The sequence below is a fragment of the Pseudomonas cerasi genome, from assembly GCF_027983475.1.
GTDB lineage: Bacteria > Pseudomonadota > Gammaproteobacteria > Pseudomonadales > Pseudomonadaceae > Aquipseudomonas > Aquipseudomonas cerasi.
On sequence record NZ_JAQJVM010000001.1, the window covers coordinates 1,780,121 to 1,793,356 of the forward strand.

Annotated in this window: 9 protein-coding genes; all 9 read left to right on the forward strand. The window is 60.8% G+C overall.

Annotation, left to right across the window (positions count from 1 at the left end; genetic code table 11):
* Window positions 1–78 precede the first annotated feature (78 nt).
* The 9 genes from PI739_RS07745 to gltB all read left to right on the forward strand — a co-directional run bounded on the left by PI739_RS07745 (window position 79) and on the right by gltB (window position 13,198).
* A complete protein-coding gene (locus tag PI739_RS07745; protein WP_003365992.1) occupies window positions 79–1,143 on the forward strand; it encodes a pilus assembly protein PilM in 1,065 nt (354 codons plus the stop codon).
* Entirely contained in the window at window positions 1,143–1,718 is a 576-nt protein-coding gene (locus tag PI739_RS07750; protein WP_003365994.1) for a PilN domain-containing protein, read from the forward strand. The genes PI739_RS07745 and PI739_RS07750 overlap by 1 nt, the downstream gene beginning before the upstream one ends.
* On the forward strand, window positions 1,715–2,338 hold the full coding sequence (gene pilO, locus PI739_RS07755) for a type 4a pilus biogenesis protein PilO (RefSeq protein WP_003432147.1): 624 nt from the start codon (window positions 1,715–1,717) through the stop codon (window positions 2,336–2,338). The genes PI739_RS07750 and pilO overlap by 4 nt, the downstream gene beginning before the upstream one ends.
* Entirely contained in the window at window positions 2,335–2,862 is a 528-nt protein-coding gene (gene pilP, locus PI739_RS07760; RefSeq protein ID WP_003350151.1) for a type 4a pilus biogenesis lipoprotein PilP, read from the forward strand. The genes pilO and pilP overlap by 4 nt, the downstream gene beginning before the upstream one ends.
* 47 nt (window positions 2,863–2,909) lie before the next feature.
* The gene (pilQ, locus tag PI739_RS07765; RefSeq protein WP_271351653.1) at window positions 2,910–5,015 is read left to right on the forward strand and encodes a type IV pilus secretin PilQ; all 2,106 of its coding nucleotides are present in this window, start codon (window positions 2,910–2,912) and stop codon (window positions 5,013–5,015) included.
* 4 nt (window positions 5,016–5,019) lie between these two features.
* Window positions 5,020–5,538, forward strand: a complete 519-nt coding sequence (gene aroK, locus PI739_RS07770) for a shikimate kinase AroK (RefSeq protein ID WP_003365999.1) — start codon at window positions 5,020–5,022, stop codon at window positions 5,536–5,538.
* 115 nt (window positions 5,539–5,653) lie between these two features.
* Entirely contained in the window at window positions 5,654–6,757 is a 1,104-nt protein-coding gene (gene aroB / locus PI739_RS07775; protein ID WP_044308720.1) for a 3-dehydroquinate synthase, read from the forward strand.
* Window positions 6,758–6,767: 10 nt separating this feature from the next.
* Window positions 6,768–8,396 carry an SPOR domain-containing protein gene (locus PI739_RS07780; RefSeq protein WP_003432141.1) on the forward strand — a complete coding sequence of 543 codons (1,629 nt, stop codon included), beginning with the start codon at window positions 6,768–6,770 and terminating at the stop codon, window positions 8,394–8,396.
* A 356-nt stretch (window positions 8,397–8,752) separates the two neighbouring features.
* Complete coding sequence (gene gltB, locus PI739_RS07785) at window positions 8,753–13,198, forward strand: glutamate synthase large subunit (protein WP_271351655.1); 4,446 nt, start codon at window positions 8,753–8,755, stop codon at window positions 13,196–13,198.
* Window positions 13,199–13,236: the final 38 nt, after the last annotated feature.

Below are 13,236 nucleotides of genomic sequence, written 5' to 3' on the forward strand. Positions count from 1 at the left end.
CGCTACTGTCAAGGCTGTCGACAGTGACGTTGGCCCGAAATAACTCCGTAAGTGACGGAAACTCATAGGAATCAGGTTGTGTTCGAACTCTTCAGTAAGAAGGCCAACACCCTTCTAGGGATCGATATTAGCTCCACCTCGGTAAAACTCCTGGAATTGAGTCGTTCCGGCACCCGTTACAAGGTCGAGTCTTACGCAGTAGAGCCCTTGCCGGCCAACGCTGTCGTCGAAAAGAACATTGCCGAACTCGAAGGGGTCGGACAGGCGTTGTCACGCGTACTCGTCAAGGCCAAGACCAGCGTCAAGATCGTGGCGGTTGCCGTGGCCGGTTCGGCGGTGATCACCAAGACCATCGAGATGGACGCCGGTCTTTCCGACGATGACATGGAAAACCAGCTCAAGCTTGAGGCTGACCAGTACATCCCCTATCCGCTGGAAGAAGTCGCCATCGATTTCGAAGTGCAGGGCTACTCGGTGCGCAACCCCGAGCGCGTCGAGGTGTTGCTGGCTGCCTGCCGCAAGGAGAACGTCGAAGTGCGCGAGGCCGCGCTGGCACTGGCCGGGCTGACCGCGCGCGTCGTCGATGTCGAGGCCTACGCCCTTGAGCGCTCGTTCGGGTTGCTGGCTGCGCAACTGGGCAACGGCCATGACGAACTGACGGTGGCCGTGGTCGATATCGGCGCCACCATGACCACCCTGAGCGTGCTGCATCACGGCCGGATCATCTATACCCGCGAGCAGCTGTTTGGCGGGCGCCAGCTGACTGACGAAATCCAGCGCCGCTATGGGCTCTCCATGGAGGAAGCCGGGCTTGCCAAGAAGCAGGGCGGCTTGCCCGACGACTACGTCAGCGAAGTGCTCGACCCCTTCAAGGAAGCGCTGGTGCAGCAGGTTTCCCGCTCCCTGCAGTTCTTCTTCGCGGCCGGTCAATACAACTCTGTGGATCACATCATGCTGGCAGGCGGCACGGCTTCGATTTCAGGGCTGGAGCATCTGATCCAGCGACGCATCGGCACTCCGACCATGGTCGCCAACCCGTTTGCCGACATGGCCCTGAGCGCCAAGGTCAATGCCGGGGCCCTGGCCAGTGACGCGCCAGCCCTGATGATCGCCTGTGGCCTGGCGTTGAGGAGCTTCGACTGATGGCGCGGATCAACTTATTACCGTGGCGCGAAGAGCTTCGCGAAGAACGAAAGAAACGCTTCCTGACCGCACTGGTCGGCGTGCTGGTGGTGTCAGTCGGCATTCTGTTTCTGATCGATCGTTACGTCAGCAATGCCATCGAGCATCAGATGGCGCGCAATGCCTTTCTGCAGACGCAGATTGCCCAGCTCGATATCCGCATCAAGGAGATCAGTGATCTCAAAGCCCGGCGCAAACAGCTGCTCGAGCGCATGAAGATCATTCAGGACCTGCAAGGCAACCGCCCGATCACCGGGCGCGTCTTCGATCAACTGGCGCGGACCCTGCCGGACGGCGTCTACTACTCACAGGTCAAAATGACCGACAAGCTGATTGCCATCAATGGCGCTGCCGAGTCGAACAACCGGGTTTCCGACCTGATGCGTAATCTTGAAGCCTCTGACTGGCTGGAAGCGCCGAGCCTGACCGAGGTCAAGGCCACCACGGCCGGTGCCGTGGATCAGGCCAATGTCTTTCAGCTGACCGTACGCCAGACCCAGCCTCCGGTTGCCGCTGCCCCAGGAGCCAAGCCATGAATATGTCCGAATGGCTGGAAGGGCTGCGCAAGGTCGATCTGAGCGAGCTGGACCTGAACAACCTGGGCTCATGGCCCGCAGCGGTCAAGGCCATTGCCGGGCTCCTGGTTGCGGTCATGATTTTCGCACTGGGCTATTTCTTCTTTATCCAGGACCTGGAAACCCAACTGGAAAGCGCTCAGAACAGCGAGGTGACGCTCAAGGAGCAGTTCTCCAACAAGGCCTTCCAGGCGGCCAACCTCGAGCCGTACAAGAAGCAGATGGAAGAGATGGAAAACACCTTCGGCGCCCTGCTGCGGCAATTGCCCAGCGACACCGAAGTGCCCGGCCTGCTTGAGGACATCACCCGCACCGGGCTGGGAAGCGGGCTTGAGTTCGAGGAAATCAAGCTGTTGCCCGAGGCGGTCCAGCAGTTCTACATCGAGCTGCCGATACAGATCACCGTGGTCGGTGGTTATCACGACCTGGCGACCTTCGTCAGCGGTGTAGCCAGCCTGCCGCGCATCGTCACGCTGCATGATTTCGAGATCAAGCCGGTCGATCCCAAAGTGCCGACCAAGTTGCGCATGAGCATTCTGGCCAAGACCTACCGCTACAACGATGAAGGGCTGAAGAAATGAGGGCGGCGCGATTGCTGTGCGTCAGTGTGGTTCTGGCAGGGCTGGCCGGTTGCGGTAATGACAATGATTTTGCCGATCTGTCCGAATTCATGGATCAGGCCAGAGCCCGCCCGAGTGGCAACATCGAACCTTTACCCAAGTTTCGGCCGTACGAGGCGTTCACCTACAACGCCTCCACGCTGCGTAGTCCTTTCCAGCCGCCGGTCAAGATCGACCTGCTCAACCGCCAGAAGGGTTCACGGCTGGTGGCGCCGGACGAACACCGGGTCAGGCAGTTTCTTGAAGGTTTCAATATCGAGTCGTTCGAGATGGTCGGCACGATTGGCAACGAGTCGGGGACGTTTGCCCTGCTGCGCGGTGCCGGAGGTGTTCATCGCGTCAAGGTGGGCGATTATCTGGGGCGTAACAACGGCCGGGTAGTGTCGATCGGCGACGCGCAGGTTGATGTCATCGAAATTGTTCCTGATGGAGAGGGGGCGTGGCTGGAAAGGCCACGCACTATCGCCCTCAAAGAACGCTCATGAAGTGGGCAAGGCCAAGTATGCACAGTAGCGCTCAACGGAAATTGATCATGACCCGGATTCTCTCGATTATCGGCGTGTCGTTATGCATCGCGGTGCTGGCGCCGGTTCTCCAGGCTGCCAACCTCAAGACCCTGGATGTCGCCGCCCTGCCGGGTGACCGCATCGAGCTGAAGCTGGCATTCGACGCCCCGGTGCCGGCACCGCGCGGTTACACCACGTCGCAACCAGCGCGCATTGCGCTGGATCTGCCGGGTGTTACCAGCCAGTTGACGACCAAAAGTCGTGACCTGGGCACCGGTAATGCGCGCAGTGTGGTTGTGGTACAGGCTCAGGACCGCACCCGGGTGATCATCAACCTGACCACGCTTTCGCCGTACAGCTCCCGCGTCGATGGCAACAATCTGTTCGTGGTCATCGGCCAGGGTGCCGGCGCCGCGCAAGCTTCCCAACCGACCACCGCAATGGGGGCGCAACGGGTCGCGGTGCCACCGCCCACGCCTGCATCCGCCAAACCGTTCATCCCCGCAGGCGTCAAGGCCATCCGCAATGTCGACTTCCAGCGTGGCGAGTTGGGTGAGGGCAATGTGGTCATCGACCTGAGCAACCCCAGCATTGCCCCTGATATTCAGGAGCAGGGCGGCAAGATCCGCGTGGACTTCGCCAAGACCCAGCTGCCCGAACCGCTGCGCGTCCGGCTGGACGTCAAGGACTTCGCCACGCCGGTACAGTTCGTCAGTGCTTCGGCGTCGGGTGACAAGGCCAGCATTTTGATCGAGCCGTCGGGCGCCTTCGACTACTCGGCGTTCCAGACCGAAAACAAGCTGACGATCAGCGTGCGCCCGTTGACCAACGAGGATCTGGACCGCCGCGCCGCCGACAAACCGGTGTACACCGGTGAAAAGCTGTCGCTTAACTTCCAGGACATTGATGTGCGTTCAGTGCTGCAGCTGATTGCCGACTTCACCAACCTCAATCTGGTGGCCAGTGATACGGTCCAGGGCGGTATCACCCTGCGTCTGCAGAATGTGCCATGGGATCAGGCGCTGGACCTGGTGCTGAAAACCAAGGGCCTGGACAAGCGCAAGGTCGGCAACGTGCTGCTGGTTGCGCCAGCTGATGAAATTGCCGCCCGCGAGCGTCAGGAGCTGGAGTCGCTCAAGCAGATCGCCGAGCTGGCGCCCCTGCGTCGTGAGCTGCTGCAAGTCAATTACGCCAAGGCTGCCGACATCGCCAAGCTGTTCCAGTCCGTGACCAGTGCCGAGTCCAAGGCCGACGAGCGCGGTTCGATCACGGTGGACGACCGGACCAACAACATCATTGCCTACCAGACCCAGGAGCGCCTCGACGAGCTGCGTCGTATCGTGTCGCAACTGGACATCCCGGTACGCCAGGTGATGATCGAGGCGCGCATCGTCGAGGCCAACGTCGATTACAACAAGCAACTCGGGGTTCGCTGGGGCGGTTCTACCAACACCAGCGGCAGCGGCAAATGGACAACCTACGGGCTGGATAATAACGGTGACGAGGCCGGTAACACCGGCAGCAGTACTACCTCCAACGTGCCGTTCGTGGACCTGGGCGCAGCTAATGCGACGACCGGTATCGGCCTGGGCTTCGTGACCAATAACACGCTGCTGGACCTTGAGCTGAGTGCCATGGAGAAAACCGGTAACGGTGAAATCGTCTCCCAGCCCAAGGTGGTCACCTCCGATAAGGAAACCGCCAAGATCCTCAAGGGTACGGAGATCCCGTATCAGGAATCCAGCTCCAGCGGTGCGACCACCGTGAGCTTCAAGGAGGCCTCCCTGTCGCTTGAGGTAACGCCGCAGATCACGCCGGACAACCGCATCATCATGGAAGTGAAGGTTACCAAGGACGAGCCGGACTACCTGAATGCGGTGCTGGGCGTACCGCCGATCAAGAAAAACGAGGTCAACGCCAAGGTGCTGATTTCCGACGGCGAAACCATCGTCATCGGTGGTGTGTTCTCGAATACGCAAAGTAAAGTTGTCGATAAAGTGCCATTTCTTGGCGATGTACCGTATCTTGGCCGGCTTTTCAGGCGCGATGTGGTATCCGAGTCCAAATCCGAGCTGTTGGTATTTCTGACTCCGCGTATCATGAACAACCAGGCGATTTCTGTGAGTCGTTGATTTTGTGCGAAATTTAATACTTGTGGGGCCGATGGGTGCTGGCAAGAGCACCATCGGCCGTTTGCTTGCCAAAGAATTGCGACTGCCGTTCAAGGATTCCGACAAGGAAATCGAGCTGCGTACGGGCGCCAACATTCCCTGGATCTTCGACAAGGAAGGCGAGCCGGGTTTTCGTGATCGCGAGCAGGCCATGATTGCCGAACTGTGCGACGCCGATGGCGTGGTTCTGGCGACCGGCGGTGGCGCGGTCATGCGCGGCGAAAATCGCCAGGCACTGCGGGCCGGCGGGCGCGTGGTGTATCTGCATGCCTCGATCGAGCAACAGGTGGGGCGCACCGCGCGTGATCGCAATCGTCCTTTGCTGCGTACCGCCGATCCTGCCCGGGTACTGAGCGAGCTGCTGGCCATCCGCGACCCGTTCTATCGGGAAATCGCCGATATCGTGATTGAAACCGATGAGCGGCCTCCCCGAATGGTGGTTCTCGAGATACTGGCGCGACTGGCAGAGCTTCCTCCCCGTTAAAGCGCAGGCGAAAATGCGCTATTCTCGTCGACCAGCAAAACAGCGTCGGTTCATGGCCTTGCGTCATGAGATGCTGAAGCACAAACCGTCCAATCGGTAATCAATGTGGGGACACATGCAGACACTTAAGGTCGAGCTTGGTGAGCGTAGCTACCCGATCCATATTGGCGAAGGCCTGCTGGATCAGCCAGAGCTCCTGACCCCGCATATCGTCGGGCGTCAGGTGGCTATCGTTTCCAACACGACAGTGGCACCTCTGTACCTGGAGCGCCTGACGCAAACCCTGGCCGGTTACAACGTTCTGCCGATTGTTCTGCCCGATGGCGAGGCGTTCAAGAACTGGGAAACCCTGCAGACCATTTTCGATGGCTTGCTGACCGCTCGCCATGACCGTCGCACCACGGTCATCGCTCTGGGCGGCGGGGTGATCGGCGACATGGCCGGGTTTGCCGCCGCCTGTTATCAGCGCGGCGTGAACTTCATCCAGATCCCGACCACGCTGCTGTCTCAGGTGGACTCATCGGTCGGCGGCAAGACCGGTATCAATCATCCGCTGGGCAAGAACATGGTGGGTGCCTTCTATCAGCCGAGCGTGGTGCTGATCGATACCGCTTCGCTCAATACCCTGCCCGAGCGTGAACTGTCCGCCGGGCTGGCCGAAGTCATCAAATATGGCCTGATCTGCGACGAGCCCTTCCTGACCTGGCTCGAAGAGCATGTCGATGCACTGCGCGGCCTGGACCAGGCGGCGCTGACCGTAGCCATCGAACGTTCCTGCGCCGCCAAGGCGCTGGTGGTCGGCGCCGATGAGCGCGAGTCCGGCGTTCGTGCGACATTGAACCTGGGTCACACATTCGGGCACGCCATCGAGACGCATATGGGCTATGGTGTCTGGCTGCATGGCGAGGCGGTTGCTGCCGGTACGGTCATGGCGCTGGAAATGTCCTCGCGCCTGGGCTGGATCAGCACGCAGGAGCGGGATCGCGGCATTCGTCTGTTTCAGCGTGCCGGGCTGCCGGTCGTGCCACCGCAGGACATGACGGAAGACAATTTCCTCGAACACATGGCGATCGACAAGAAAGTCATCGACGGTCGCCTGCGTCTGGTGCTGTTGCGCCGGATGGGTGAAGCGGTCATCACGGACGATTATCCAAAAGAAGTATTACAGGCCACCCTGGTTGCGGATTATCGCGCCCTGGTGGATCAGCTCAGAGGTTAACGGAAACCCCATGACTAGTTTGCATGCCGACGAGGCCTTCCTCGGCCATTATCAGTTGAGTCATGACCCCTTTGCTGCGCGGGTACCTGGCTTCAAATTCTTTCCTGCCCAACGCAAGCCTGTGCTGGGTCAGCTTCATCATCTGGCGCGCTACAGCCAGCTGCTGCTGGCGGTCACCGGGCCTCAGGGCAGCGGCAAGACCCTGCTGCGCCAGGCGCTGGTGGCGAGCACCAACAAGCAGTCGGTGCAAAGTGTCGTGATTTCTGCGCGCGGTGCAGGTGATGCGGCAGGCGTGCTGCAGCAGGTCGCGCAGGCGCTGAGCGTCGCGCAGGCTGAAATGCAGTCGATCCTGTCGCAGGTCGTGCAGCTCGGGCTGACCGGCCAGGAAGTCTACCTGCTGGTTGACGATGCGGAACAACTTGGCGATTCGGCGCTCGAAGCGTTGCTGGGTCTTGCTGCGGGAACGCCTGAAGGGCGTCCGCATGTATTCCTGTTCGGAGAGCCATCGCTGCTCGATCGTCTCGATCAGATGTGTGCCGACCTGCAGGGTGATGTCGAAGGCGAACGCTTTCACGTCATCGAGCTGCAACCCTATACGGAAGAGGAAACCCGGGAGTATCTGGCTCAGCGTCTGGAGGGTGCAGGGCAGGGAATCGCGTTGTTCACCGCCGACCAGATCACCGATATTCATGAACAGTCCGATGGCTGGCCTGGCGCAATCAACCAGGTAGCCCGCGATTCAATGATCGAGGCGATGATCGCGAGTCGTTCCGCGGTCAAGCGCCCAAGTGTGGGGTTCAAAATGCCGAAAAAACACGTATTGGCCTTGGGTGCCGTTGTCATAGTGGCCGTGGCAGCAGCCGTGCTGATCCCGGGTCGCGGCGACAAGACGGGTACACCCGCCAATGCCCCGGCTTCCGCTCAGGCGCAACTGCCGCTGGGTGAAGGCAAGCCAACTGCTCAACAATCGAATAACGGCAGCCCGGCCATCGAATTCGCTGGTAACTCCCAGCCGATGCCGCTACCGATGAATGGCTCTCAGCCGGTGATGCGCGGTCCTCTGGCCGAGGCTGCCGGGTCCAGTGATTCCGACGAAGACGCAGTGCCGACAGGTTCGCCTGCACAGCCGCCGACCGTCACCACTACGGCGCCGCCAGCGGGTGTACCGGCAGGTCAGGCCGCAGCACAGACGCCTCGCTCGTCCATCCCTGCACCGACCCCGGCACCTGCGCCAGCCGCCAAGCCGGCCCCTGCGCAGACTCAGGTCGCGACAGCCAAGCCTGCCCCGACTCCGGCTCCGGCTGCCAAGCCTGCTGAAAAACCGGCAGCGGCGGCGGCCAAACCGGCTGCCGGCGGTAGCTGGTACAGCAGCCAGGCACCCGGTCACTACGTGGTCCAGATCCTCGGCACCAGCTCCGAAGCGACGGCTCAGGCCTACGTTGCAGAGCAGGGTGGCGAGTATCGTTATTTCAAGAAAACCCTGCAGGGCAAGCCGCTGTACGTCGTGACGTACGGCAACTTTCCTGACCGTGCTGCCGCCCTGGCAGCCATCAAGGTATTGCCAGCCAAGGTTCAGGCTGGTAAACCTTGGCCTCGTACTGTCGCCAGCGTCCAACAAGAGCTCGGCGCCACTCGTTGAAGTCGCAGCGGCCCTACCCGGGCCGCCCGCCGACCTACCTGACTTAACCCGCCTGAGCGCGCCGCATGTCGGCGCGCCTTGCGGCGTCTGCGTTACAAGCGCCTTACAGTCTCCCGTCGCGTCAGTCAGATTCACGAAGAAATACTTTGACTAGCACAGCGACCCGTTTTAAAACTTTCATAATTGCGACATTGATTATCAGCCAGTCGTCGTTAAATTTGTTAGCCCTTGTGTCGCTGTGTACAATGACCTCCGTTTTGCCTGTCCGAAGCTGGCGCACGTTCGGCGTGACAGGTAATTGGTTGAATTAAAAGGAAATTTGCCTCGAATAGAGGCAGCCTGGTGAGAAAGTGTCTATGAAAGCAGGTCTGTACCAACCAGATGAATTCAAGGATAACTGCGGCTTCGGCCTGATCGCTCATATGCAGGGCGAGCCCAGTCATCACCTGTTGCAGACGGCCGTTCAGGCCCTGACCTGCATGACCCACCGTGGCGGTATCAACGCCGACGGCAAGACCGGCGACGGTTGCGGTCTGTTGATTCAGAAGCCCGACGGCTTCCTGCGTGCGATCGCCAAGGAACACTTCGCCGTCGATCTGCCCCGCCAATACGCTGTGGGCATGGTGTTCCTCAATCAGGACGACGCCAAGGCCGACGCCGCACGCGAAAACATGAACCGTGAAATCCTCGCCGAGGGCCTGGATCTGGTGGGCTGGCGTCAGGTGCCGATCGATACCAGCGTTCTGGGTCGTCTGGCGCTGGAGCGCCTGCCGAAAATCGAGCAGGTATTCATTGGCGGTGAAGGCCTGAGCGATCAGGAATTCGCCATCAAACTGTTCAGTGCGCGTCGCCGCTCGTCGGTGTCCAACGCCGCAGATACCGATCACTACATCTGCAGCTTTTCGCACAAGACCATCATTTATAAAGGCCTGATGATGCCGGCCGACCTCACGGCCTTCTTCCCGGACCTGAGCGACGAGCGTCTGCAGACCGCTATCTGCGTGTTCCACCAGCGTTTTTCCACCAATACCCTGCCGAAATGGCCGCTGGCGCAGCCGTTCCGCTTCCTCGCCCACAACGGCGAGATCAACACCATTACCGGCAACCGCAACTGGGCGCAGGCGCGACGCACCAAGTTCACCAACGATCTGATGGACCTGGACGAGCTGGGCCCGCTGGTCAACCGCGTGGGTTCTGACTCGTCGAGCATGGACAACATGCTCGAGCTGATGGTCACCGGCGGCATCGACCTGTTCCGTGGCGTGCGCATGATCATTCCGCCTGCGTGGCAGAACGTCGAGACCATGGACCCGGACCTGCGGGCGTTCTATGAGTACAACTCCATGCACATGGAGCCGTGGGACGGCCCTGCGGGCGTGGTCATGACCGAAGGTCGTCATGCGGTCTGCCTGCTCGACCGCAACGGCCTGCGCCCGGCGCGCTGGGTCACCACCAAGAACGGCTACATCACCCTGGCGTCGGAAATCGGCGTATGGGACTACAAGCCTGAAGACGTCATCGCCAAGGGCCGCGTCGGCCCTGGGCAGATCTTTGCCGTGGACACCGAAACCGGTCAGATCCTCGACACCGACGCCATCGACAACCGCCTCAAGTCGCGTCATCCGTACAAGCAATGGCTGCGCAAGAATGCCCTGCGCATTCAGGCCACCATGGAAGACAACGACCACGGTTCGGCTTTTTACGACAGCGAGCAGCTCAAGCAGTACATGAAGATGTATCAGGTCACGTTCGAAGAGCGTGATCAGGTGCTGCGTCCGCTGGGTGAGCAGGGCCAGGAAGCCGTAGGCTCGATGGGTGATGACACGCCAATGGCTGTGTTGTCGCGTCGTGTGCGTTCGCCTTACGACTACTTCCGCCAGCAGTTCGCGCAGGTGACCAACCCGCCGATCGACCCGCTGCGCGAAGCCATCGTCATGTCGCTGGAAATCTGCCTCGGTGCCGAGCGCAACATCTTCCAGGAATCGCCGGAGCACGCCTCGCGCGTGATCCTCAGTTCGCCGGTCATTTCGCCAGCCAAGTGGCGGTCGCTGATGAACCTGGAGCGTCCGGGCTTCGAGCGTCATATCATTGACCTGAACTACGATGAAAGCCTGGGTCTTGAAGCCGCTGTGCGCAGCGTTGCCGACCAGGCCGAAGAGGCCGTGCGTTCCGGTCATACGCTGATCGTGTTGAGCGACCGACACATCGCACCGGGCAAACTGCCGGTGCACGCTTCACTGGCGGTCGGCGCGGTTCACCACCGTCTGACCGAACAGGGCCTGCGCTGCGACAGTAACATTCTGGTCGAAACCGCGACGGCGCGTGACCCGCACCATTTCGCCGTGCTGATCGGCTTCGGCGCCTCGGCGGTCTATCCGTTCCTGGCTTACGAAGTGCTGGGCGACCTGATCCGTACCGGCGAAGTGCTGGGCGATCTGTACGAAGTCTTCAAGAACTATCGCAAAGGCATCACCAAGGGCCTGCTCAAGATCCTCTCGAAGATGGGCATCTCGACCGTTGCGTCCTACCGTGGCGCGCAGTTGTTTGAAGCCATCGGCCTGTCCGAGGAAGTCTGCGATGTCAGCTTCCGCGGTGTGCCGAGCCGCCTGAAGGGCGCGCGTTTCGTCGACATCGAAGCCGAACAGAAGGCGCTGGCTGCCGAAGCCTGGAGCCCGCGCAAGCCGATCCAGCAAGGCGGCCTGCTCAAGTTCGTGTTTGGTGGCGAATACCACGCCTACAACCCGGATGTGGTCAGCACCCTGCAGGCTGCCGTGCAGCAGGGCGACTACAGCAAGTTCAAGGAATACACCTCGCTGGTGGACCAGCGTCCGGTGTCGATGATTCGCGACCTGCTGCAGGTCAAGACACTCGATCAGCCCTTGAACATCGACGAAATCGAGCCGCTCAGCGAAATCCTCAAGCGCTTCGACTCGGCCGGTATTTCGCTGGGTGCCTTGTCGCCCGAGGCCCACGAAGCGCTGGCCGAGGCGATGAACCGTCTGGGCGCGCGCTCCAACTCCGGTGAGGGTGGCGAAGACCCGGCTCGTTACGGCACGGTCCGCAGCTCCAAGATCAAGCAGATCGCGACGGGCCGCTTTGGCGTGACGCCCGAGTACCTGGTCAATGCCGATGTGCTGCAGATCAAGGTTGCGCAGGGCGCCAAGCCGGGCGAGGGCGGGCAATTGCCGGGCGGCAAGGTCAATGGGCTGATCGCCAAGCTGCGTTATGCGGTGCCGGGTGTGACGCTGATTTCGCCGCCACCGCACCACGACATCTATTCCATCGAAGACTTGTCGCAGCTGATTTTTGACCTGAAACAGGTCAACCCGGCGGCGCTGGTGTCGGTCAAGCTGGTGGCAGAAGCGGGCGTCGGCACCATTGCCGCCGGTGTCGCCAAGGCCTACGCCGACCTGATCACCATTTCCGGTTACGACGGTGGCACCGGTGCATCGCCACTGACCTCGATCAAATACGCCGGCGCACCGTGGGAGCTCGGGCTGGCCGAAACTCACCAGACCCTGCGCGGCAACGACCTGCGCGGCAAGGTTCGGGTACAAACGGACGGTGGTCTGAAAACCGGCCTGGACGTGATCAAGGCTGCCATCCTCGGGGCCGAAAGCTTCGGCTTCGGCACCGCGCCGATGATCGCGCTGGGCTGCAAATACCTGCGTATCTGCCACTTGAACAACTGCGCCACCGGGGTAGCGACCCAGAACGAAAAGCTGCGCAAGGACCACTACATCGGCACCGTCGACATGGTGATCAACTTCTTCACCTACGTGGCAGAAGAAACCCGCGAATGGCTGGCCAGGCTGGGTGTTCGCTCGCTGGAAGAGCTGATCGGCCGTACCGACCTGCTGAACATCCTGCCGGGCGAAACCGAGAAGCAGCAGCATCTGGACCTGACACCCTTGCTGGGCAGCGACCATATTCCGGCCGACAAGCCTCAGTTCAGCCTGGTGGATCGCAACCCGCCGTTCGACAAGGGCCTGCTGGCCGAGAAGATGGTGGAGATGGCCAGGCCGGCCATCGAGGCGCTCAGCGGCGGCGACTACGAACTGGAGATCTGCAACTGCGACCGTTCGATCGGCGCGCGCATCTCCGGCGAAATCGCCAGACTGCATGGCAACCAGGGCATGAACAAGGCACCTGTCACCTTCCGCTTCAAGGGCACTGCCGGCCAGAGCTTCGGGGTGTGGAACGCCGGTGGCCTGAACATGTATCTGGAAGGCGATGCCAACGACTACGTCGGCAAGGGCATGACCGCTGGCAAGCTGGTGATCGTGCCGCCCAAGGGCAGCCCGTTCAAGACCAACGAAAGCGCGATTATCGGTAACACCTGCCTGTACGGCGCAACTGGCGGCAAGCTGTTTGCAGCGGGCACGGCTGGCGAGCGTTTCGCTGTGCGTAACTCCGGTGCCCACACTGTCGTTGAAGGCACTGGCGATCATTGCTGCGAATACATGACGGGTGGTTTCGTCTGCGTACTGGGCAAGACCGGCTATAACTTCGGTTCCGGCATGACCGGTGGTTTTGCCTACGTGCTCGACCTGGACAACACCTTCGTTGACCTCGTCAACCATGAACTGGTCGAGATCCAGCGTATCAGCGGCGAATCGATGGAGGCTTACCGCACTCACCTGCAAAGCGTCCTGAATGAGTACGTCGCGGAAACCGACAGCGAATGGGGCCGTAATATCGCGGAAAACCTGGACGATTACCTGCGTCGTTTCTGGCTGGTCAAGCCCAAGGCTGCCAACCTGAAATCGCTGCTCTCCAGCACTCGGGCCAACCCGCAATAACAGCAGCTGCGAGCGGCGAGCTTCACGCCGCACGTTAA